The sequence below is a fragment of the Pseudomonas sp. KnCO4 genome (assembly GCF_045344305.1).
Lineage (GTDB): Bacteria > Pseudomonadota > Gammaproteobacteria > Pseudomonadales > Pseudomonadaceae > Aquipseudomonas > Aquipseudomonas anuradhapurensis.
Genome location: NZ_CP174199.1, coordinates 946,408 through 966,969, shown reverse-complemented (window position 1 = coordinate 966,969; position 20,562 = coordinate 946,408). Strand labels below are relative to the sequence as shown.

Here is a 20,562-nt window from a genome sequence, read left to right as displayed (position 1 = left end):
CCGCTGATCGCCTGCCTTCGATAACAACAGACAAAGCAAGGTAAACCCGACATGCGCACGCACCTTCTCGCCCCCCTGATGCTGGCTGCCAGCGTGGCCAGCGCCGCCGAAACGGTGAAGATCTACAACTGGTCCAGCTATGTTGCCCCCGACACGCTGAAGAACTTCCAGCAGGCCAGCGGCATCGTACCCACCTATGACGTGTACGACAGCAACGAAACCCTCGATGGCAAGCTGATGACCGGCAACTCCGGCTACGACGTGGTGTTCCCTTCCAACCACTTCATGGCCCGGCAGATCCAGGGCAAGGCCCTCAAGCGCCTGGACAAGGCGCAACTGCCCGGCTGGCACAACCTCAACCCGGTGCTGCTGAAGGCACTGCAAGTCAACGACCCGGGCAACCAGTACGGCTTCCCCTACCTGTGGGGCAGTACCGGCATCGGCTACAACATCGACAAGGTCAAGGCCGTGCTTGGCGACAATGCGCCGGTGGATTCCTGGGACCTGATCTTCAAGCCCGAAAACATGAGCAAGCTGAAAAGCTGCGGCGTCGCGGTGCTGGACAACGGCCCCGAACTGCTGCCGATCGCCCTGCACTACCTCGGCCTGCCGCACCACAGCCAGGACCCGGCGGACTACGACAAGGCCAAGGCGCTGCTGATGCAGGTGCGCCCGTACATCAGCTATTTCCACTCCTCGAAATACACCGGTGACCTGGCCAACGGCGACATCTGCGTGGTGGTGGGCTTCTCGGGGGATGTGCTGCAGGCGAAGAACCGTGCCGAAGAAGCACAAAACGGGGTGAAAGTGGGCTATTCGATCCCCAGGGAAGGCGCGCCGATGTGGTTCGACATGGTCGCCATGCCGGCCGATGCACCGGACGAGAAGGCTGCGTATGCCTACATGAACTACCTGCTGCAGCCAGAGGTGATGGCCAACATCAGCGACCATGTGCAGTACGCCAACGGCAACCTCAAGGCGGACGGGCTGGTGGATCCGGCGATGAAGGGTAATACGATGATTTACCCGAGCGAGGAAGTAATGGGCAAGCTGTATGCGCTGGAGGCGATGCCGGCCAAGATCGACCGTATTCGCACGCGGATCTGGACCAGTATCAAGGCCGGGAATTGATTTCGGCCTTAACACGGTCCCTGTGGGAGCGGGTTCACCCGCGAATGCGATGGTGAGTTTACCGACGCATTCGCGGGTAAACCCGCTCCCACAAGGGGCAGGAGCAGGCCCTGAAAATCAGGAGCAAGCTCTCGAAATCAGTGATGCTCGCGGGTAGCGCGGAACTTGATGTCCGGCCAGCGCTCTTCCATCAGCGACAGGTTGACCCGGGTCGGTGCCAGGTAGGTCAGGTGCCCGCCTCCGTCGATGGCCAGGTTTTCCATGGCCTTGTTCTGGAATTCCTCGAGCTTCTTCTTGTCGTCGCAGGTGATCCAGCGGGCCGACCACACGGTGATCGGCTCGTAGGCGCACTCGACCTTGTACTCTTCCTTCAGCCGGCTGGCGACCACGTCGAACTGCAGCACACCGACCGCACCGAGAATGATGTCGTTGCTGCGCTCGGGGAAGAACACCTGGGTCGCCCCCTCTTCGGCCAGCTGCTGCAGGCCCTGGCGCAGCTGCTTGGATTTCAGCGGGTCCTTCAGGCGCACCCGGCGGAACAGTTCCGGGGCGAAGTGCGGGATACCGGTGAAGCCCAGCGCCTCGCCTTCGGTGAAGGTGTCGCCGATCTGGATGGTGCCGTGGTTGTGCAGGCCGATGATGTCGCCGGCGTAGGCCTCTTCCAGCTGCTCACGCTCGGAGGAGAAGAAGGTCAGCGCATCGCCGATGCGCAGGTCCTTGTTGATACGCACGTGGCGCATCTTCATGCCCTTCTCGTACTTGCCGGAGCAGATGCGCATGAAGGCGATGCGGTCGCGGTGTTTCGGGTCCATGTTCGCCTGGATCTTGAACACAAAGCCGCTGAACTTCTCTTCCACAGGCTCCACGGTGCGCTCGTGGGCGACCCGGCTCAGCGGGCGCGGCGCCCAGTCGACCACCGCGTCGAGCACATGGTCGACACCGAAGTTGCCCAGCGCGGTACCGAAGAACACCGGGGTCAGCTGGCCATTGATGAACTCGTCCTGGTTGAACTCGTGGCAGGCACCCTGCACCAGCTCCAGCTGCTCGACGAACGCGTCGTACTGGTCGCCGAGGTGGGCGCGAGCTTCGTCCGAGTCCAGCTTCTGGATGATCTTGGCCTCGGTACGCTCGTGGCCGTGGCCCGGGGTGTAGACCACGATGTAGTCGCCGGTCAGGTGGTACACGCCCTTGAAGTCGCGGTAGCAACCGATCGGCCAGGTGATCGGCGCGGCCTTGATCTTCAGTACGGCTTCGATCTCGTCGAGCAGTTCGATCGGGTCACGGATGTCACGGTCGAGCTTGTTGATGAAGCTGACGATCGGCGTGTCGCGCAGGCGGCACACGTCCATCAGGGCGATGGTACGCGGCTCTACACCCTTACCGCCGTCGAGCACCATCAACGCCGAGTCCACCGCGGTCAGGGTGCGGTAGGTGTCTTCCGAGAAGTCTTCGTGGCCGGGGGTGTCGAGCAGGTTGATCATGTGCTCGCGGTAGGGGAACTGCATCACCGAGGTGGTGATGGAGATGCCGCGCTGCTTCTCCATCTCCATCCAGTCGGAAGTGGCGTGGCGGTCGGACTTGCGCGACTTCACGGTACCGGCGACGGCAATGGCCTTGCCCATCAGCAGCAGCTTCTCGGTGATGGTGGTCTTACCGGCGTCGGGGTGGGAAATGATTGCGAAAGTGCGGCGCTTCGCGACTTCGGCGGCCTGGTTGGTCATGGGAAATCGCCTGACTGGGGGATTAAAAAGGGGCGATATCATACCCGAAGTTGGGCCGGGACCAAAACCTGAGGAATGCGTGGTGCCTGTACCGGCCCTTTCGCGGGTAAACCCGCTCCCACAGGTACTGCACAGGTATCGAATGCGGTGCGGTCATGGTGGGAGCGGGTTTACCCGCGAAAGGGCCCGTCCAGACAGCACAAGTTCGCCAGGCAATCGCTTTATCACGACAAATGGCCACAGGGCAGTTGCTTCAACGCCTACAGCGCATCAACCCACTGTTTTTTTCTCGTCAAATTTCCGCAGGGGCAGTGATTACCGCTGGCCAAATGCCGCCCCAGATGGGAACCTTTACCGCCACGGAGACGTCCATGCCTCTGCAACCCGCTTCGGTTGAGGGGTTGATTTCATCAGCATTTTCGAGCCCGACGGGGTTCGGCTCATGGCCTGAGCGCAGCCTGCGGTTGCCTCACGCTGCTACTCGCGAACACACCACCCGCCGCCAGGACTGGCCGGCAACCTAGAAGTGTGCTCGCCGACTACACAAGGAGTCCGCCTGTGGCTGAACGCTACGGAAAAGGGCTGTTGGGATGGGCCGCCGTGCTCGTCATCCTGGCCCTGCTGGTCCACTGGATCGGCATCGACACGATCGCCCGTTATCGCGACGATCTCGGGTTCTACCTGCAAGCGCACCTGGTACTGGTGCTGGCTTCGATGGCGGCGGCGCTGGCCGTGGGCATCCCCGCCGGCATTGCCTTGAGTCGACCGCAACGGGTCGACAAAGCCGAACGCTTCATGCAGTTGTTCAACGTTGGCAACACCATCCCTCCCCTGGCCGTCCTGGCCATCGCGCTCAGTATCCTGGGCATCGGCGCCGGGCCTGCGATCTTCGCCCTGTTCCTCGCCTCGCTCCTGCCCATCGTGCGCAACACCTACGAGGGCCTGAAAAACGTCCCCGCCGCACTCAAGGAAGCCGCCACCGGCATCGGCATGACCCCGCGCCAGCAACTCTGGCAGGTGGAACTGCCCAATGCCGTACCGATCATCGTCGGCGGTGTGCGCGTGGCGCTGGCGTTGAACGTGGGCACCGCACCGCTGGCCTTCCTGATCGGCGCCAACAGCCTGGGCAGCCTGATCTTCCCCGGCATCGCCCTGAACAACCAGCCACAGCTGCTGCTGGGTGCCGCCTGCACCGCGTTGCTGGCACTGGCGCTGGATGCCGCGGTGAGCTTCGCCAGCAAGCGCTGGCTGGAACGCGGCCTGGCCGGATAACGAGAGGGAACCGATGAACAAGAAAATCGCCTTGCTGCTGGGCGCGGCCCTGCTGTTCGCAGGATTTGCCCAGGCAGCGGAAAAACCGCTGATTCGCATCGGCGCGCGGGTGTTCACCGAACAGACCGTACTCGCCGAAATCACCGCGCAATACCTGCGCGCCAACGGCTTTGACGTGCGTGTCACCAGTGGCCTTGGCAGCAATATCGCGCGCCAGGCCCAGGAGACCGGCCAGCTCGACCTGATGTGGGAGTACACCGGCGTGTCGCTGGTGTCGTACAACCATGTCGAGCAACGCATGCCCAGCGCGGCCGCCACCTATGCCAAGGTCAAGCAGCTGGATGCGCAGAAGGGCCTGGTCTGGCTGACCCCGTCGAAGTTCAGCAACACCTACGCGCTTGGCCTGCCCAGGCAGGTTGCCGAGGCCTACCCGCAGGTCAATTCGATCAGCGACCTCAACCAGGTGCTGCGCAGCGAGCGCGACAGCCACCACCTGGTGGCCCTGGACACCGAGTTCGCCAACCGCCCGGATGGCCTGGTCGGCCTGAAGGCGATGTACGACCTGCAAGTGGATCGCGCCAACATCCGCCAGATGGACGCTGGCCTGGTCTACACCGCCATGCACAACAACCAGGTGTTCGCCGGCCTGGTGTACACCACCGACGGCCGCCTGAACGCGTTCAAGCTCAAGCTGCTGGAAGACGACAAGCACTACTTCCCCGACTACACCGCCGCGCCCGTGGTGCGCAAGGCCGTGCTCGACGCCAACCCGCAACTGGCCAGCCTGCTCAAGCCACTGGCCGAGCAGCTGGACGACGAAACCATGCGCCAGCTCAACGCCAAGGTCGATGTCGAGCACCAGAACCCGACCGCCGTAGCGGCAGCCTTTCTGCGCGAGCACCCACTGAACAGCGAGGGCCAGCCATGAACCTGATCGATACCTTCAGCCACCTGGACTGGGCCCAGGTGCTGCAACTCACCTGGCAGCACATCATGCTGGTGGGCGTCGCCGTCGGCCTGGCCATCCTCGTCGGCGTGCCGCTGGGCATCCTGATGACCCGCTTCCCCGCCGTCGCCGGGCCGTTGCAAGCCAGCGCCACGGTGCTGCTGACCATCCCCTCGATCGCCCTGTTCGGCCTGCTGCTGCCGTTCTACTCGAAGTTCGGCCAGGGCCTGGGGCCGCTGCCGGCAATCACCGCCGTGTTCCTCTATTCGCTGCTGCCCATCCTGCGCAACACCTATCTCGCCCTGACCAACGTCGAACCCGGCATTCGCGAGGCCGCGCGCGGTATCGGCATGACCTTCGTCCAGCGCCTGCGCATGGTCGAGCTGCCCATCGCGGTGCCGGTGATCCTCGCCGGCGTGCGCACCGCAGTGGTGATGAACATCGGCGTCATGACCATTGCCGCCACCATCGGCGCTGGCGGCCTGGGCGTGCTCATCCTCACCTCCATCAGCCGCAGCGACATGTCGATGCTGCTGGTCGGTGCGGTATTGGTCAGCCTGCTGGCGATCGTCGCCGACCTGCTCCTGCAAACCCTGCAACGTGCCCTGACTCCAGAAGGACTGCGCCCATGATCGAACTGAAGAACCTCAGCAAAACCTTCAACGTCAACGGCAAGGACGTCAAAGCCGTCGACTCGGTAAGCCTTACCGTCAACGAAGGCGAGATCTGCGTGTTCCTCGGCCCCTCGGGCTGCGGCAAAAGTACCACGCTGAAAATGATCAACCGGCTGATCACGCCCACCTCTGGCCAGGTGTTCATCAATGGCGAGGACACCACCGGGCTCGACGAAGTGACCCTGCGCCGGCACATCGGCTACGTGATCCAGCAGATCGGCCTGTTCCCGAACATGACCATCGAGGAGAACATCACCGTGGTCCCGCGCCTGCTCGGCTGGGACCGGCAAAAGTGCCACGAACGCGCCCGCGAGCTGATGCACATGATCAAGCTGGAGCCCAAGCAGTACCTGCAGCGCTACCCGCGCGAGCTGTCCGGCGGCCAGCAGCAGCGTATCGGCGTGATCCGTGCCTTGGCTGCCGAAGCGCCGGTGTTGCTGATGGACGAGCCGTTCGGGGCGGTCGACCCGATCAACCGCGAGCTGATCCAGAACGAATTCTTCGAGATGCAGCGGGCCCTGAACAAGACCGTGATCATGGTCAGCCACGATATCGACGAAGCGATCAAGCTGGGCGACAAGATCGCCATCTTCCGTGCCGGCAAGCTATTGCAGCTGGACCATCCGGATACCCTGCTGGCGCACCCGGCGGACGAGTTCGTCAGCAACTTCGTGGGCCAGGACAGTACCCTCAAGCGCCTGCTACTGGTGCGTGCGGAGGATGCGGCGGACAACGCGCCATCGGTGAGCCCACAGACGCCGGTGAGCGATGCGCTGGAGCTGCTGGACGAGCACGACCGCCGCTACGTGGTGGTGACCGACGGGCAGAACAAGGCGCTGGGCTACGTGCGCCGGCGCGACATGCATCGCCAGCAAGGGACCTGTGGCGACTTCCTGCGGCCGTTCAACGCCACGGCTTCGCATGATGAGCATTTGCGCATCCTGCTGTCGCGGATGTACGAGTTCAACCGGGCGTGGCTGCCGGTGCTGGATGCCGGGCAGGTGTTCCTGGGCGAGGTGACGCAGGAGTCGATTGCGGCTTACCTGAGCTCGGGGCGCTCGCGGGGGGCGAAGACCAGCATCGTTTCGCCGGCTGAGGCGGTGGCCTCCTAGATTGCTGGGGGCGCTTTGCGCCCCATCGCGACACAAGGCCGCTCCTACAGGAGATCGCGTTCCCCTGGAGCGGCCTTGTGTCGCGATGGGCCGCAAAGCGGCCCCGGCGATCTCGGCTCAGAACCCTACACTGGCCTGCACATAGAAGGTGCGCGGTTCACCTACATAGATACCGGCATTGTTGTCACTGGAGCGGGTGAAATACTGCTTGTCGAACAGGTTCTTCACCCCCGCCGCCAACTTCAGGTTGGATATTTCCGGTCCGAACTCATACCCGCCACGAGCATGCCAGGTCACATAGCCGGGAATGTCGCCATACTGCCCATCGGCACTCGGCTCGGTGATGTAGTCACCATTGAAGCTGCCATCGGCATTGATCCCGGTCCCCGGCGCGCGCTGCCTGGATTGCGCATAGGCATCCAGGTTCCAGGTCCAGCGGTTGACGGCATAGCGCACCCCGGCCGTGGCCACCTGGCGTGAATAGAACGGCAGGTCACGGCCTTTGAAGCCGGGAATGTCCCCTTCATAAGTCGCGCGGGTATAGGTGTAGCCACCGCTCACCGACAACCCGTCCAGGCGCGGGTCCAGCCCGGCCAGGTCATAGCGCACCGAGGCCTCGATACCCTGGTGCTTGGTCGCGCCCAGGTTGGTCCAGCCCACGTCGTTGCTGATGTACTGCAGCTCATCGTCGAAGTCGATGTAGAACGCTGTCAGCTCACCGGCGAAACCGCCATTGTCATAGCGCGTACCGATTTCGTAGGTCTTGGCCTTTTCCGGCTCCAGGCCATTGGCCGTGCTGTTGCCGGTACCGCCCTGGCCCAGCTGGAAGTACTGCAGGCTGCCGAACGAGGTCTCGTAGTTGGCGAACAGCTTCCACGCATCGGAGAGGTGATACATCACGCTCAGTGCCGGCAGCGGCTCGTTGCTGGTGATGCTGCGGTTCTTCTCCGCCACCGGCTTGCCGTTGGCACCGAGCACCGGGCGGTCGCGCCAGTCGGTATTGATGTGCTCGAAGCGCAGGCCAGGGGTGATGGTCCAGTTCCCCACGTCGATCTTGTCGTCGATGTAGTAGGCGCTGGCCTCGGTGCCGCCGCTGCGGTCCTGGAACACATGGCCGTCGGAGCCCGGCACGGGGGTCGGCACGTTGTCGACCAGGCCCAGGCGGGTCGACTGTTCGCGCATCGCTTCCTTCAGGTAACGGTAACCCACGCTGACTTCCTGGGTGGTCGGCCCGGCGAAGAAGATGCGCGACAGCCGCGGCTCGATGGCGAAGGTATGGTAGTTGCGCGGGTAGGTCGACAGGGTCTTCATGTCCCGCGAGGCGATGGCGCTGCCGCGGAAGCTGTCGGTGTAGTAGGTCAGCACTTCGAACTGAGTGGCCTCGTCGAGCTGGCGTTGCCACTTGAACGAGACATCCTTGCGTCGGCCAGTGAAGTAGTCGTAGTCGCGCAGCGACTGGTACGGGTTACTGTCGTACTGGGCCTGGGTCAGGCCGCCCGGCATGTCGGCACGGCCGTCGTAGTAATGGAAATTGAGCCAGAACTCGTCGACCTCGGTGGGCGCCCAGTGCGTCTTGAGGATGACGTCATCGATGTCATTGCCATTGTTGCTTTCCCGGTAGCCATTGCCATTTACCCCGGTGTACAGCAGCGCCACGCCCATGCCGTTGTCCGCCGTACCGCCGACGAACGCCGACTCGGTGTGCTTCCAGCCGCCATGCTGGGAGGTTTCCAGGGTGGTGGCCAGCTCTGCCGAAGGTTTTTCCGGGATCGCCCGGGTCACGAAGTTGATCACCCCGCCGACGTTCTGCGGGCCATAACGCACCGAGCCGGCACCACGTACCACGTCGATACTGTCGAGGTTGCCCGAGGAAATCGGGGCCATCGACAGCTGCGGCTGGCCGTACGGCGCAAACGCGGCCGGGATGCCATCGATCAGTACCGTGGAGCGCGGCGACAGGCGGGAAGTCAGGCCACGCACGCCAACGTTCAGCGACAGGTCGCTGCCGCCGGTGCCATTGGAGTCCTGCACCTGTACCCCCGGGATGCCGCGCAGCACATCGCGCACGTTCATCGCGCCCTTCTCCACCATCGCTTCGCGGCGCACCACGGTCCGCGCCCCGGGGTGGTTCTGCACCACGCTCTGCTGGGCATCGCCCAGCCAGTCACCCACCACCTTGATGTCGGTGGGCGCCAGCTCCAGGCTGCCAGGTGTGGCAGTGCCATCGGCCTGGGCCGCCTTGAGCACCACGGTGCCCTGGGACATTTCGTAGGTCAGGCCGCTGCCTTGCAACAACTGTTGCAGCGCCTGCTCGGGCGCCAGCTGGCCGGACACCGCCGGGGCCTGCTTGCCGGCCACCAGCTCGGGGCTGAAGAACAGCTGCAGGTTGCTCTGCTGACCCAGCTGGTTCAGTGCCGAAGCCAACGGTTGTGCCTGGATCTGGAGGGTGTTGCCAGTTTCTGCGGCCTGGCTGCCGGCGGCCACGGCACTGACTGCCAGGGTCAAGGCCAAGGCGCGCAAGCGTGGGAAGGGCTTGTTGTTGTTCACGTCGTCGAAACTTCCTGGAATACCGAATAAACGCCAACTGCATGCAAATGGAAATGCTTGGCAGTTGCAGCTGGCGGGGAAGACGAACGAGCGGAAAAAAACCTGAATCTATTTCGCGATTATTTCGCTGGAGCCGTCGGCATGGGCCTTGATGGCCACCGGCAGGATGCTCGGCAAGGCGCGCAGCAAGGCGTCACTGTCGTCGGTGCGGAACGTGCTGGACAGGCGCAGCTGGGCAACCTTGCCGGGGGCGACCCGCAGCGGCTGGCTGCGGTAGCGGGAAACTTCCGCCACCACCTCGGCCAAGGTGGCGTTGTCGAACACCAGCTTGCCCTGGCGCCAGGCCGTGAGCGCGGCGGCATTCACCGCATAGGGTGCAGCCACCTGGCCCTGGGCGTCGATGTGCGAGCCCTGGCCAGCGGTAAGCTGTGCCAGCGAAGCGCCCTTGCCCTGCACGCGCACCGAACCCTGCTCCACCGCCACGCGGGTGCTGGCCGAGTCCTGACGGACGTCGAAACGGGTACCGGTGACCGTCACGCGGCCTTGGGCAGTGTCGACCACGAACGGCCTGCCGCTGTCGTGGGCGACGGTGAACATCACCTCGCCCGCCATCAGCCGGACATGACGCTGGCCGGCGCTGAACGCGACCTGCACATGGCTGCTGCCGTTGAGTTCAAGGTAGGAACCATCCGGCAATTCGACCTGGCGGCGTTCGTTGAAGGCAGTCTGCAGGCTGCCTTGGTGATTCAACTGCTGGTACTGCCAGCCGCCCCAGCCCAGCCCCACCGCCACGGCGCCCAGCGTGGCGGCCAACGCCATGCGCACCAGGCGCCGCCGTGGCAATTGGGGTACCGAGGCTGGCCGGGCCAGCGCTTCCAGGCGCTGGCGGGGGATGAAATCGGCGGCCTGCCACAGGCGGGCGAGTTGCTCGTACTCGTCACGGTGTTGCCTGTCAGCCTCCAGCCAGGCCTGCAACTGCGCCTGCAGCCCGGCATCCCGCGGCGCATCCTGCACGCGGGCGAACCATGCGGCCGCCTGCTCGCGGACGGTTTCGCTACCGTGCTGTCCCATCGAAAAGGTCTCCTGACTCATCATGCCGACACATCCAGGTGCTCACGCAGATGCCGGAGCGTGCGGATCATATACTTTTCGACCATGTTCTTGCTCAACCCCATGCGCGCGGCGATCTCCGCCTGGGTGCGGCCTTCGAGCTTCTGCCAGATGAACACCTGGCGGCAGTTGAGCGGCAGCTCGGCCAGCGCCCGCTCGACACTGTCGGCCAGCTCCAGGGCGTGCACGTAGGCCTCGGGGTCGCCGCTGGCGGCCGGGCTTTCGTCGCAGGCCTGCAGCTCCAGGGCCTGGCGCCGGTCCTCGCGACGAAAACCATCCACGGCAATGTTGCGTGCGGTCTGGTGCAAGTAGGCACGCGGCTGCTCGACCTGCTCGCCCGGGCTTTCCAGGACCCGGACGAAGGCATCGTGGGCGAGGTCCTCGGCCTGCTGGCGACTGCGCAGCTTGCGCGTCCAGGTGCCGATCAGCTCTTGGTAGTGGTCGAGGAAGCCTTTGGGTCCGGACACGGTCGGTGGTCGTCAGGGAGGCGGATGAGGGTGCGAATAGTAATGTTTCTCATCAAAACCGGCAATTCCGCCAGTCGGTAACAAAAAATTTATCGTCTTTTTCCGGTACGGACGTGCCAGGGACATGTGGCCATAAATATGAACACCTGAGGCTCATGGCAGGCACACCCGTTGCTGCCTGAAGCGCTCGATGCCTGTGACAGCGGGCACGGCCGCGAAGGGGCCAACCCAGCCTATTCCACTATTTTTTACGCTTGAAACACGCTGGGGAACATCAGCCGGTCACACCAGTCGGTTATTCAAATGGCTGGTCGTCGATCCGCGTCGATCACGCCCGGATTGCCTGTTGATTCTGCATTCTTCACGCCCTAAAGTGCGCGCCGAACGTCCATGCTGGAAACGATCCATCCGGCTCAAGTACTGAGTAGGCGAACCAAAGTGGGGATACGGAGGACGTTCAGTTTGCAGCCACTTAATCTTTCAGTTTGCCCATGGAGTCCCTGAGCATGTCGATCCAGGTCGAAGACTATTTCGCGCGTGACACCTTCCAGAAGATGAAGGCGTTCGCCGACAAGCAGGAAACCCCGTTCGTACTCATCGATACCCAGATGATCAGCCAGGCCTATGACGACCTGCGCGCCGGCTTCGAGTTCGCCAAGGTGTACTACGCGGTCAAGGCCAACCCGGCCGTCGAGATCATCGACCTGCTCAAGGATAAAGGCTCGAGCTTCGACATCGCCTCGATCTACGAGCTGGACAAGGTAATGGGCCGCGGTGTCAGCGCCGACCGCATCAGCTACGGCAACACCATCAAGAAGTCCAAGGACATCCGCTACTTCTACGAGAAGGGCGTGCGCCTGTATGCCACCGACTCGGAAGCCGACCTGCGCAACATCGCCAAGGCCGCACCGGGTTCGAAAGTGTACGTGCGCATCCTTACCGAAGGCTCCACCACTGCCGACTGGCCGCTGTCGCGCAAGTTCGGCTGCCAGACCGACATGGCCATGGACCTGCTGATCCTCGCCCGCGACCTGGGCCTGGTGCCGTACGGCATATCCTTCCACGTGGGCTCGCAGCAGCGCGACATCAGCGTGTGGGATGCCGCCATCGCCAAGGTCAAGGTGATCTTCGAACGCCTGAAGGACGAAGACGGCATCGAGCTGAAGCTGATCAACATGGGTGGCGGGTTCCCGGCCAACTACATCACCCGTACCAACAGCCTGGAAACCTACGCCGAAGAAATCATCCGCTTCCTCAAGGAAGACTTCGGTGACGACCTGCCGGAAATCATCCTCGAGCCGGGCCGTTCGCTGATTGCCAACGCCGGGATCCTGGTCAGCGAAGTAGTGCTGGTGGCGCGCAAGTCGCGCACCGCTGTCGAGCGCTGGATCTACACCGACGTGGGCAAGTTCTCCGGCCTGATCGAAACCATGGACGAGTCCATCAAGTTCCCGATCTGGACCGAGAAGAAAGGCGAAACCGAAGAAGTGGTCATCGCCGGCCCGACCTGCGACAGCGCCGACATCATGTACGAGCACTACAAGTACGGCCTGCCGCTGAACCTGGCAATCGGTGACCGCCTGTACTGGCTGTCGACCGGCGCCTACACCACCAGCTACAGCGCGGTGGAATTCAACGGCTTCCCGCCGCTGAAGGCTTACTACCTGTAATGCTGCCCACCCCCTGGGAGATTTTCCGGGGTGGCAGGCAAAAATGAAAAATGCTCCCTATTTCGCGATAGGGAGCATTTTTTCGAAGGGCCATGCCGACACGCGGTTCTCACAGCGCCTGGCTCTTTTCCTGTCTATCGCTTAGCGGCGACGGAACATCGAAAAACTATCGAAGCTTGGCACATTCACCTCGGAGACGCGCATAAGCATGATCAGTTTGTTCACGGCACCTGCGCTTACATAGCGGTCCTCCACGGAGGAACAATTACTCACCCCTATCGGCACACTACCTACTGCAGCCATCGTCACTCCCGAATAATCAGTGACCTCTGGCATCGCCAGCGCCCGGCCATCCACCCAGATGCGCCACAACAACGGCTTGGATACTTTCGGGTAGTAGCCCACGCAATTTCCGCTGCCCAGATCCCAGGTATCTTTATGGGACGCACCCTCCTCCGATTCCACGGTCATGATCCTGTAACCGGGGTTGGAACCTTCGTAGTAACCAAACCAGAACCGCTGCTGCGTAGCAACGGAGAGCTCTGAGCTCACAGTGAGCCAGCTGTTACAGCGCGAAGCAGGGACCGTTTTGCACTCGACGGAGTCAAGAATGCCCTCGTAGCCAGGCGTAGTGGAGTTGAGTGTGGCAATAAAAGACCGCTCTTGAATGAATGACATTGTCATGCCCTCAGTTTGTGGGCTGGCAAGCATGGCGGGCATACATATTGGGCATAATATGGAACACCGGCCCGGTCACAGGCACACGCAACCTCACGCCCCGCGCCGTTCGATCTCTTCGGCATAGCGCGCCGCAACAGCCATCAGCACCGGCCCCGCCTCCTGCAAGGTCGCCAGCGCACTGCGCAGGAAGTTCATGTTGCCCTCGACCCGAGCCTGCTCCAGCCAACGCCCGGCCTCGACCATCTGCCCGCGTTCGACCAGCACCAGGCCCAGGCTGAACATGCCGCGGAAATCCCCCGCCTCGGCCGCCCGCCGATACCAGCGTACCGCCCGCGCCGGGCTGGGCGCGGTGGCAATGCCCTGTTCAAGGTAGCGACCATACAGGTTCATCGACTTGGCATGCCCCATGTGCGCGGCCTTCTCGTAACACAGCAGCGCCTGCGCCTGGTTGGCCGGTATGCCACGGCCGGTGGCCAACAGGTTGCCCAGGTTGTAGAGCCCCCAGTCCAGCCCTGCATCGGCTGCCCGGGCATAGTGGATGGCAGCCTGCGCAAGGTCTATGCTGCCACCCCAGCCATGCTCCAGGCACCGCCCCAGCATGTTATGCGCCATGGCGCTGCCGCCTTGGGCAGCAATGCCAAACCAGCGCCGGGCCACACCGGCATCCGCTTCGATACCCCGCCCGTCGAGCAGGATCTGCCCCAACAGCAACTGGGCCTCGACCACGCCCTGCCCCGCCGCCGCCAGGATCGCCTGGGCGGCCTTGCCAGGACGTTCTTCGAGCATGGCCTGCAACCCGGCCACATCCAGCACTTCCTCACGTCGCAACGGGTAGGACACGTCTCAGACCTCCGCCCAGCGGCGCAGCAGGTTGTGGTAGGTGCCGGTCAGCTGCAGCAACGCAGGATGGTCCGGCACATCGGCAGTCAATTGCTGGATGGCATTGTCCATCTCGAACAGCAAGGCGCGCTGGCTGTCCTCGCGGACCAGGCTCTGGGTCCAGAAAAACGCGGCGTAACGCTGGCCACGAGTAACCGGGTTGACCTTGTGCAGGCTGGTGCCCGGGTACAGCACCAGGTCACCGGCGGCCAGCTTGACCTGCTGCTCGCCATAGGTGTCCTGAATCACCAGTTCGCCGCCGTCGTAGCTTTCCGGTTCGCTGAGGAACAACGTCGAGGACAGGTCGGTACGCACCCGCTCCGGGCTGCCCTTGGGCTGGCGCAGGGCATTATCGATGTGGAAACCGAAGTTCCCGCCCTCGCGGTAACAGTTGATCAGTGGCGGGAACACCTTGTGCGGCAAGGCCGCCGACATGAACCGCGGGGTTTTCCACAGGCGCTCGATCAGCGCATTGCCGATCTCCTTGGCCAGCGGGTGGCCTTCGGGCAGCTGCAGGTTGTGCTTGGCCTTGGCCGACTGGTAACCGGCCGTGAGCTTGCCATCAGCCCAGTCGGCCTGCTCCAGCGCCTCGCGGATACGGGCCAGTTCATCGGCGTCGAACAGGCCGGGGATGTGAAGCAGCATGGCGTCAGCACCATTGGCAACAGAAAGAGGGCCCAATGATATTGATTCCCTTTTGCGCTTCACAAGCCCTATCCATCCGGCAGGACGCTACAACCGGATGAAACCGTAAAGGCAAATTGTAAAGTTTGTAAATTATTCGCGAATGGTAACCGATCTCAATTGAGACTCCTAATTGCTTACATTAAGATCCGCGGCCTTGAAACCTTGGGGAAGGTCCTGAGCAATGCGCCAATCCGTACCAACTGCAGTGAGTTCACCACGCCTGATCGCGTCCGCCATCGGCGTTGCCCTCAGCGCCTCGACGGCCTACGCCGCCGACCCGGCCGCCAGCAACGCGATCACCCTGGATGCCACCAGCGTCCAGGGCAAGGCCGAACAGGCCAGCACCGACTACAAGGTCGAGAAGGCTTCCTCGCAGAAGTACACCGCACCATTGGTGGACACCCCGCGCTCGGTCACCGTCATCCCGCAGCAGGTGATCAAGGACACCAGCGCCCTGACCCTGCAGGACGCCCTGCGCACCGTGCCGGGCATCACCTTCGGTGCTGGCGAAGGTGGCAACCCGCAAGGCGACCGCCCGTTCATCCGCGGCTTCGATGCCCAGGGCGACACCTACCTGGACGGTGTACGTGATACCGGCGCGCAAACCCGCGAGATCTTCGCCATCGAATCGGTGGAAGTGGCCAAGGGCCCGAACTCGGCCATCGGTGGCCGCGGCGCCGCGGGTGGCACCATCAACCTGGTGAGCAAGCGCGCGCACCTGGGCAACTCGCTGGACGGCGCCTGGACCTGGGGCAGCGACCAGACCCAGCGCTACACCTTCGATGGCAACTACCAGTTCAGCGACAGCGCGGCCGGGCGCCTGAACCTGATGACCCACGAAAGCAACGTCGCCGGCCGCGACAAGGTCAACTACGACCGTTGGGGTATCGCCCCATCGCTGGCCTTCGGCCTGGGCACGCCGACCCGCGTCAACCTCGACTACTACCACCTGGAAAGCGACGACCTGCCGGACTCCGGCATCCCCTACAGCATCCCGGCTGGCGGCAGCAACGCGCGTACCTCGGCCCATCCGAGCAAGCCGATCGATGGCGGTGACAGCGACAACTTCTACGGCCTGACCGGCCGCGACTTCCGCAAGACCCGCACCGATATCGCGACCATCGCCATCGAGCACGACCTCAGCGATGCGCTGACCATCAAGAACACCCTGCGTCACGGCAACAGCATGCAGGACTATGTGCTGACCCAGCCTGACGACAGTGCCGGCAACGTGAACAACAACGGTGTATGGCGTCGCGCCAACAGCCGTGTGGGCAATACCGCTACCACCACCAACCAGACCGACCTGTTCGGCGAGTTCTTCGTGGCAGGTTTCAAGAACAGTTTTTCCACCGGTATCGAGCTCAGCAAGGAAGACTCCGACCGTCAGAGCTACACCGTCACGCCCAACAGCAAGCTCACCTGCAGCGGGCCCGGCAATGGCGGTAGCTGCACCTCGCTGAGCGACCCGAACCCGGATGACGCCTGGGACGGCACCGTCACGCGCAACTACGCCGGTACCAAGACCAGCGGCAAGACCCGGGCGATCTATGCTTTCGACACATTGGAGCTGACGCCCCAGTGGCTGCTGAACATGGGCCTGCGCTACGACCATTTCGATACCCGCTTCCGCACCTACAACGCCAATGGCGCAACCAGCGTGAACAAGAATGGCGTCCCTCTCAAAGGCCGCGACAAGAGTGAATTCTTCACCGGCCAGCTGGGCCTGGTCTGGAAGCCGGCCGAGAACGGCAGCATCTATGTTTCCTACGCCACATCCGCGACTCCGCCTGGCGCCATGCTCGGCGAAGGTACCGAGACCAACCCACAGTCAGGCACCACTGACCGCGGCGGCAACATTCTCAGCAGCGACCTGGAACCGGAAGAAACCAGCAACTACGAAATCGGTACCAAGTGGGACTTGCTGGACGAACGCCTGTCGCTGGCAGCCGCGATTTTCCGCACCGAGAAGGAAAACGCCCGTGTGCAGGTGGACACCACCAGTTACGAAAACGTCGGCGAAACCCGGGTCCAAGGCATCGAGCTGTCGGCCAGCGGCAAGCTGACCGACAAGTGGCAGGTGTTCGCCGGCTACACCTACCTGCAAGCCCGCCAGATCGACGGCGGGCCAATGGGCAAGGCCAACGATGGCAACCAGCTGCCGAACACGCCGAACAACAGCGCCAGCGTGTGGACCACTTACGCCATTACACCGAAGCTGACCGTCGGCGGTGGCGCGTTCTACGTGGATGACGTGTATGGCAACGTGGCCAACACCACCATGGTCGACAGCTACGTGCGCTACGACGCCATGGCCGCCTACAAGCTGACCAAGAATGTCGACCTGCAACTGAACGTGCAGAACCTGACCAACGAGGTGTACTACGACAAGGCGTTCTCCACCCACTTCGCCAACCAGGCGGCCGGGCGGACTGCGCTGTTGACCACCAGCGTGCACTTCTGATCGTGAGAAACTCCTGGGCCCTGGCCCAGGAGTGATGTGGCAGCTCAGTAACCTATAACCTTGGCTTTGAATACGACGATATTTCCCTCGCACGCATTGAGCAATCCGTCGTGGGTTCTACCCAGGCGTTCACCACTGGCCGTGCGCAGGTGAAATTGCAGATCGGACTCATCGTTCCAGGCATTGAGCGGCTCGACTTTCCAGCGGGTGTCTTCGGCGTCCACCCGATACAACCCAGCATAACCATTGCGGCTGAGATTGAGCTGCGTTTGCCAGTAACCTCCTTCGCGCGTGACACTGGTAATCATGTAAAGCAGGCGCGCTTCAGACTCGCGGTGGATGAAATCAAACCTGAAATCAATCGGCAGGCTACGTTCGTCGCCCTCAACTGTGGTGAGCCAACCGCTCTGGGCAGGCACAGATGAAAGTGTTACGCCCAAACGTTTATGGTGTTCTTCGCCAAGTACGGAAATGTGCGCGGTAAAGCTCCTGGATAACATGTGTGACATTGGTCTATCCCGAGATTGAAAGGAAAGGCGCCCTCAATTTACTGTCGCTCGCCGCCCTGCCCACAGGCCGAACCGTTTCCAAGGACCGCATTACGTGAAAAAGACGCTGTTCCAGTTGCACTGGTTGTTCGGCATCAGCGCCGGCCTGGTGCTGGCCTTGATGGGCATTACCGGGGCCTTGTATTCGTTTCAGGATGAACTGCTGCGTGCCTTCAATGCCGATGTCCTCAAGGTAGAAGTGCGCGCCGAAGGCGTGCTGCCGCCGGCCGAGCTGGTACGGCGGGTCGAGGCCCAGCAACACGACAAGGTGGCGATGCTGTGGGTTGACGTGCGCGCCGGCAATGCCGCACGTGTCTTCTTCACGCCGCCACCGGGCGAGCGCCGTGGCCAACTGCGCTATGCCGATCCCTACACCGGAGAACTCAAGGGTGAAGCCGCCGGCCAAGGCTTCTTCAACCTCATGCTCAACCTGCACCGTTTTCTGGCCATGGGCGACACTGGCCGGCAGATTACCGGTGCCTGCACCTTGATGCTGGTGTTCTTCTGCCTGTCCGGCCTGTACCTGCGCTGGCCGCGCAAGGCGCTGGACTGGCGCGCCTGGCTGACCTTCGACTGGGCCAAGACGGGCCGTGCGTTCAACTGGGACCTGCACGCCGTGGCCGGCACCTGGTGCCTGCTGTTCTACCTGCTGTTCGCCCTGACGGGGCTGTTCTGGTCCTACGAGTGGTACCGCGAAGGCCTGAACCGGCTGTTGGCCGACGCGCCAGCCAGCGGCCAGCAGCAGCAACGTGGCGAAGGCCGTGGCCGCCACGGGCCGCAGCACAGCGACAAGAACGCCCCGCCGCTGGTGGTCGACTATGACGCGATCTGGGCCAACCTCAAGGACGCTGCGGGCCCGGGCCTGGCCATGTACAACCTGCGCCTGCCACCGGTGGGCGGCCAACCGGCCAACCTGTTCTACCTGCTGGAAAACGCCGACCATCCGCGTGCCTTCAACACCCTGGTACTGGACCCGGCCACCGGCCAGGTAAAAAAACATGACCGCTACAGCGAAAAATCCTTCAAGGCGCAACTGCTGCAGAGCGTCTACGCCCTGCATGTCGGCGAATACTTCGGCCTGCCGGGGCGCATCATCGTCACCCTCGCCAGCCTGAGCATGCCGCTGTTCTTCGTCACCGGCTGGCTGCTGTACCTCGACCGCCGCCGCAAGAAGCGCCAGGTGCGCGCCGCGCGGGGCAAGGTCGCCGACAGCCATGGCAGCGGCGACAGCTGGCTGATCGGCTTTGCCAGCCAGAGCGGCCTGGCCGAACAGCTTGCCTGGCAGAGCGCCGGTCAGTTGCAGGCTGCCGGCCTGGCGGTACAGGTACGCGCCCTGGCCGAGCTGGGGGAAAGTGACCTGCGCCAGGCCCGCCGTGCGCTGTTCGTGGTCAGCACCTTCGGCGACGGCGAAGCCCCGGACAGCGCCCGCGTGTTCGAGCGCAAGGTGCTCGGCCAGCCTTGGGCGCTGAACAACCTCAGCTATGCCCTGCTCGCCCTCGGCGACCGCCAGTACCCGCACTTCTGCGGCTTCGCCCGGCGCCTGCAGGGGTGGCTGGGTGAGCGCGGTGCCAGCAGCGCGTTCAGCCCGGTGGAAGTGGACAACGCCGACCAGGCCGCCCTGCAGCAGTGGCAGCAGGAACTGGCGCAACTGACTGGCGCCCAGCCAGTGGCTGCCTGGCAGCCGCCGAGCTTCGGCAACTGGTCATTGGTGCACCGCGTACTGCTCAACCCGGGCAGTCAGGGCCAACCGGTGTACCTGCTCGGCCTGCAACCGCAACAGCCCGCCAGCTGGGAAGCCGGCGACCTCGTCGAGATCCTGCCACTCAATGGCCAGCCGCGGATCGACGCCTTCCTCGCTGGCATGGCGCTGGATGCCGGGGCCAAGGTGCAGGTGAACGGCCTGGCTGAAACCCTCGCCCAGGCCTTGGCCGGCCGTCAGTTGCCGGTGCATCGCGAGCATCTGGTCGGCTTGCAGCCGCAAGCGCTGGTCGATGCACTGGTGCCGATCGGCAGCCGCGAGTACTCGATCGCCTCGCTCGCCAGCGATGGCGTGCTGGAACTGCTCGTGCGCCAGGAACGCCACGCCGATGGCCAGCTGGGCCTGGGCTCCGGCTGGCTGACCGAGTACCTGCCGCTGAACGGCACGCTGAGCCTGCGGGTGCGGCGTAACAGCAGCTTCCACCTGCCGGAAACGGCGGCACCGCTGGTACTGATCGGTAACGGCACCGGCCTGGCCGGCCTGCGCAGCCTGATCCGCGCGCGGGTAAATGCAGGTGAGCAGCGCAACTGGCTGCTGTTTGGTGAGCGCAACCGGGCGCACGACCTGTTGTGTGGCGACGAACTGCAAGGCTGGCTGGCCAGCGGCGACCTGGCGCGCCTGGACCTGGCGTTTTCGCGGGACCAGGCCGAGAAGGTGTATGTGCAGGATGTGTTGTGGCAACAGGCCGATGAGTTCAAGCGCTGGGTCGCTGACGGGGCCTGCCTGTATGTTTGCGGCAGCCTGCAAGGCATGGCTGCCGGAGTAGACGCGGCGCTCCATGGCATCCTTGGGGAAGCGGCCGTGCAGCAGTTGATCGAAGCTGGGCGGTATCGTCGTGATGTGTACTGATGCCGATCCGCCCGAGCGATCCGGGCCCTGCGAGCAGGGCGCCAG

The 20,562-nt window shown here is 63.4% G+C and carries 16 protein-coding genes; 8 read left to right on the top strand and 8 right to left on the bottom strand.

The genetic code is table 11. The features are described 5' to 3' along the window. Positions 1-51 precede the first annotated feature (51 nt). Positions 52-1,131 (top strand): polyamine ABC transporter substrate-binding protein, encoded by a 1,080-nt coding sequence (locus ACJA3S_RS04535; RefSeq protein WP_406820971.1) that lies wholly within the window; start codon positions 52-54, stop codon positions 1,129-1,131. Positions 1,132-1,268: 137 nt separating this feature from the next. Here the strand turns inward: ACJA3S_RS04535 and ACJA3S_RS04530 are convergent, their stop codons facing one another. Next, positions 1,269-2,852 (bottom strand): peptide chain release factor 3, encoded by a 1,584-nt coding sequence (locus tag ACJA3S_RS04530; RefSeq protein WP_170028373.1) that lies wholly within the window; start codon positions 2,850-2,852, stop codon positions 1,269-1,271. Positions 2,853-3,410: 558 nt separating this feature from the next. On the opposite strand from ACJA3S_RS04530, the gene ACJA3S_RS04525 reads away from it, so the two are divergent. From ACJA3S_RS04525 to ACJA3S_RS04510, 4 genes are read left to right on the top strand one after another with little or no spacing between them, the layout of a single operon-like run. Next, positions 3,411-4,124, top strand: coding sequence for an ABC transporter permease (locus tag ACJA3S_RS04525; RefSeq protein WP_406820970.1), 714 nt, complete (start codon positions 3,411-3,413; stop codon positions 4,122-4,124). Between the two features lie 13 nt (positions 4,125-4,137). Next, positions 4,138-5,052 (top strand): glycine betaine ABC transporter substrate-binding protein, encoded by a 915-nt coding sequence (locus ACJA3S_RS04520; RefSeq protein ID WP_406820969.1) that lies wholly within the window; start codon positions 4,138-4,140, stop codon positions 5,050-5,052. Continuing rightward, positions 5,049-5,702 (top strand): ABC transporter permease, encoded by a 654-nt coding sequence (locus ACJA3S_RS04515; protein WP_406820968.1) that lies wholly within the window; start codon positions 5,049-5,051, stop codon positions 5,700-5,702. Before ACJA3S_RS04520 ends, ACJA3S_RS04515 begins: the two co-directional genes overlap by 4 nt. Next, entirely contained in the window at positions 5,699-6,856 is a 1,158-nt protein-coding gene (locus ACJA3S_RS04510; protein WP_406820967.1) for a betaine/proline/choline family ABC transporter ATP-binding protein, read from the top strand. Before ACJA3S_RS04515 ends, ACJA3S_RS04510 begins: the two co-directional genes overlap by 4 nt. Before the next feature lie 117 nt (positions 6,857-6,973). Here ACJA3S_RS04510 and ACJA3S_RS04505 read toward each other — a convergent pair whose 3' ends face one another. From ACJA3S_RS04505 to ACJA3S_RS04495, 3 genes are all read right to left on the bottom strand, one after another. After that, entirely contained in the window at positions 6,974-9,403 is a 2,430-nt protein-coding gene (locus ACJA3S_RS04505; RefSeq protein ID WP_406820966.1) for a TonB-dependent siderophore receptor, read from the bottom strand. Between the two features lie 108 nt (positions 9,404-9,511). Next, positions 9,512-10,474: a FecR family protein gene (locus tag ACJA3S_RS04500; protein WP_406820965.1), complete on the bottom strand. Its 963-nt coding sequence runs from the start codon at positions 10,472-10,474 to the stop codon at positions 9,512-9,514. A gap of 20 nt (positions 10,475-10,494) precedes the next feature. Further along, a complete protein-coding gene (locus tag ACJA3S_RS04495) occupies positions 10,495-10,980 on the bottom strand; it encodes a sigma-70 family RNA polymerase sigma factor (RefSeq protein ID WP_406820964.1) in 486 nt (161 codons plus the stop codon). Between the two features lie 506 nt (positions 10,981-11,486). Between ACJA3S_RS04495 and ACJA3S_RS04490 the strand changes: the two genes are divergently transcribed. Continuing rightward, positions 11,487-12,650, top strand: a complete 1,164-nt coding sequence (locus tag ACJA3S_RS04490; protein WP_170028364.1) for a type III PLP-dependent enzyme — start codon at positions 11,487-11,489, stop codon at positions 12,648-12,650. Positions 12,651-12,791: 141 nt separating this feature from the next. Here ACJA3S_RS04490 and ACJA3S_RS04485 read toward each other — a convergent pair whose 3' ends face one another. The 3 genes from ACJA3S_RS04485 to ACJA3S_RS04475 all read right to left on the bottom strand — a co-directional run bounded on the left by ACJA3S_RS04485 (position 12,792) and on the right by ACJA3S_RS04475 (position 14,855). Continuing rightward, a complete protein-coding gene (locus ACJA3S_RS04485; RefSeq protein WP_406820963.1) occupies positions 12,792-13,328 on the bottom strand; it encodes a hypothetical protein in 537 nt (178 codons plus the stop codon). Positions 13,329-13,421: 93 nt separating this feature from the next. Then, positions 13,422-14,171, bottom strand: coding sequence for a tetratricopeptide repeat protein (locus ACJA3S_RS04480; protein WP_406820962.1), 750 nt, complete (start codon positions 14,169-14,171; stop codon positions 13,422-13,424). Positions 14,172-14,174: 3 nt separating this feature from the next. Next, the gene (locus tag ACJA3S_RS04475; protein WP_406820961.1) at positions 14,175-14,855 is read right to left on the bottom strand and encodes a Fe2+-dependent dioxygenase; all 681 of its coding nucleotides are present in this window, start codon (positions 14,853-14,855) and stop codon (positions 14,175-14,177) included. Between the two features lie 223 nt (positions 14,856-15,078). On the opposite strand from ACJA3S_RS04475, the gene ACJA3S_RS04470 reads away from it, so the two are divergent. Continuing rightward, entirely contained in the window at positions 15,079-17,361 is a 2,283-nt protein-coding gene (locus ACJA3S_RS04470) for a TonB-dependent receptor (RefSeq protein WP_406820960.1), read from the top strand. 44 nt (positions 17,362-17,405) lie between these two features. Here ACJA3S_RS04470 and ACJA3S_RS04465 read toward each other — a convergent pair whose 3' ends face one another. After that, positions 17,406-17,870, bottom strand: coding sequence for a hypothetical protein (locus ACJA3S_RS04465; RefSeq protein ID WP_406820959.1), 465 nt, complete (start codon positions 17,868-17,870; stop codon positions 17,406-17,408). Positions 17,871-17,964: 94 nt separating this feature from the next. On the opposite strand from ACJA3S_RS04465, the gene ACJA3S_RS04460 reads away from it, so the two are divergent. Further along, entirely contained in the window at positions 17,965-20,517 is a 2,553-nt protein-coding gene (locus ACJA3S_RS04460) for a PepSY domain-containing protein (RefSeq protein ID WP_406820958.1), read from the top strand. The last annotated feature ends 45 nt before the right edge of the window (positions 20,518-20,562 follow it).

Bases quoted from the DNA above. Each gene is read 5' to 3' on its own strand.
- ACJA3S_RS04535 (WP_406820971.1), top strand. From the start codon at position 52: ATGCGCACGCACCTTCTCGCCCCCCTGATGCTGGCTGCCAGCGTGGCC.
- ACJA3S_RS04530 (WP_170028373.1), bottom strand. From the start codon at position 2,852: ATGACCAACCAGGCCGCCGAAGTCGCGAAGCGCCGCACTTTCGCAATC.
- ACJA3S_RS04520 (WP_406820969.1), top strand. From the start codon at position 4,138: ATGAACAAGAAAATCGCCTTGCTGCTGGGCGCGGCCCTGCTGTTCGCA.
- ACJA3S_RS04515 (WP_406820968.1), top strand. From the start codon at position 5,049: ATGAACCTGATCGATACCTTCAGCCACCTGGACTGGGCCCAGGTGCTG.
- ACJA3S_RS04510 (WP_406820967.1), top strand. From the start codon at position 5,699: ATGATCGAACTGAAGAACCTCAGCAAAACCTTCAACGTCAACGGCAAG.
- ACJA3S_RS04500 (WP_406820965.1), bottom strand. From the start codon at position 10,474: ATGGGACAGCACGGTAGCGAAACCGTCCGCGAGCAGGCGGCCGCATGG.
- ACJA3S_RS04490 (WP_170028364.1), top strand. From the start codon at position 11,487: ATGTCGATCCAGGTCGAAGACTATTTCGCGCGTGACACCTTCCAGAAG.
- ACJA3S_RS04485 (WP_406820963.1), bottom strand. From the start codon at position 13,328: ATGTCATTCATTCAAGAGCGGTCTTTTATTGCCACACTCAACTCCACT.
- ACJA3S_RS04475 (WP_406820961.1), bottom strand. From the start codon at position 14,855: ATGCTGCTTCACATCCCCGGCCTGTTCGACGCCGATGAACTGGCCCGT.
- ACJA3S_RS04470 (WP_406820960.1), top strand. From the start codon at position 15,079: ATGCGCCAATCCGTACCAACTGCAGTGAGTTCACCACGCCTGATCGCG.
- ACJA3S_RS04465 (WP_406820959.1), bottom strand. From the start codon at position 17,870: ATGTCACACATGTTATCCAGGAGCTTTACCGCGCACATTTCCGTACTT.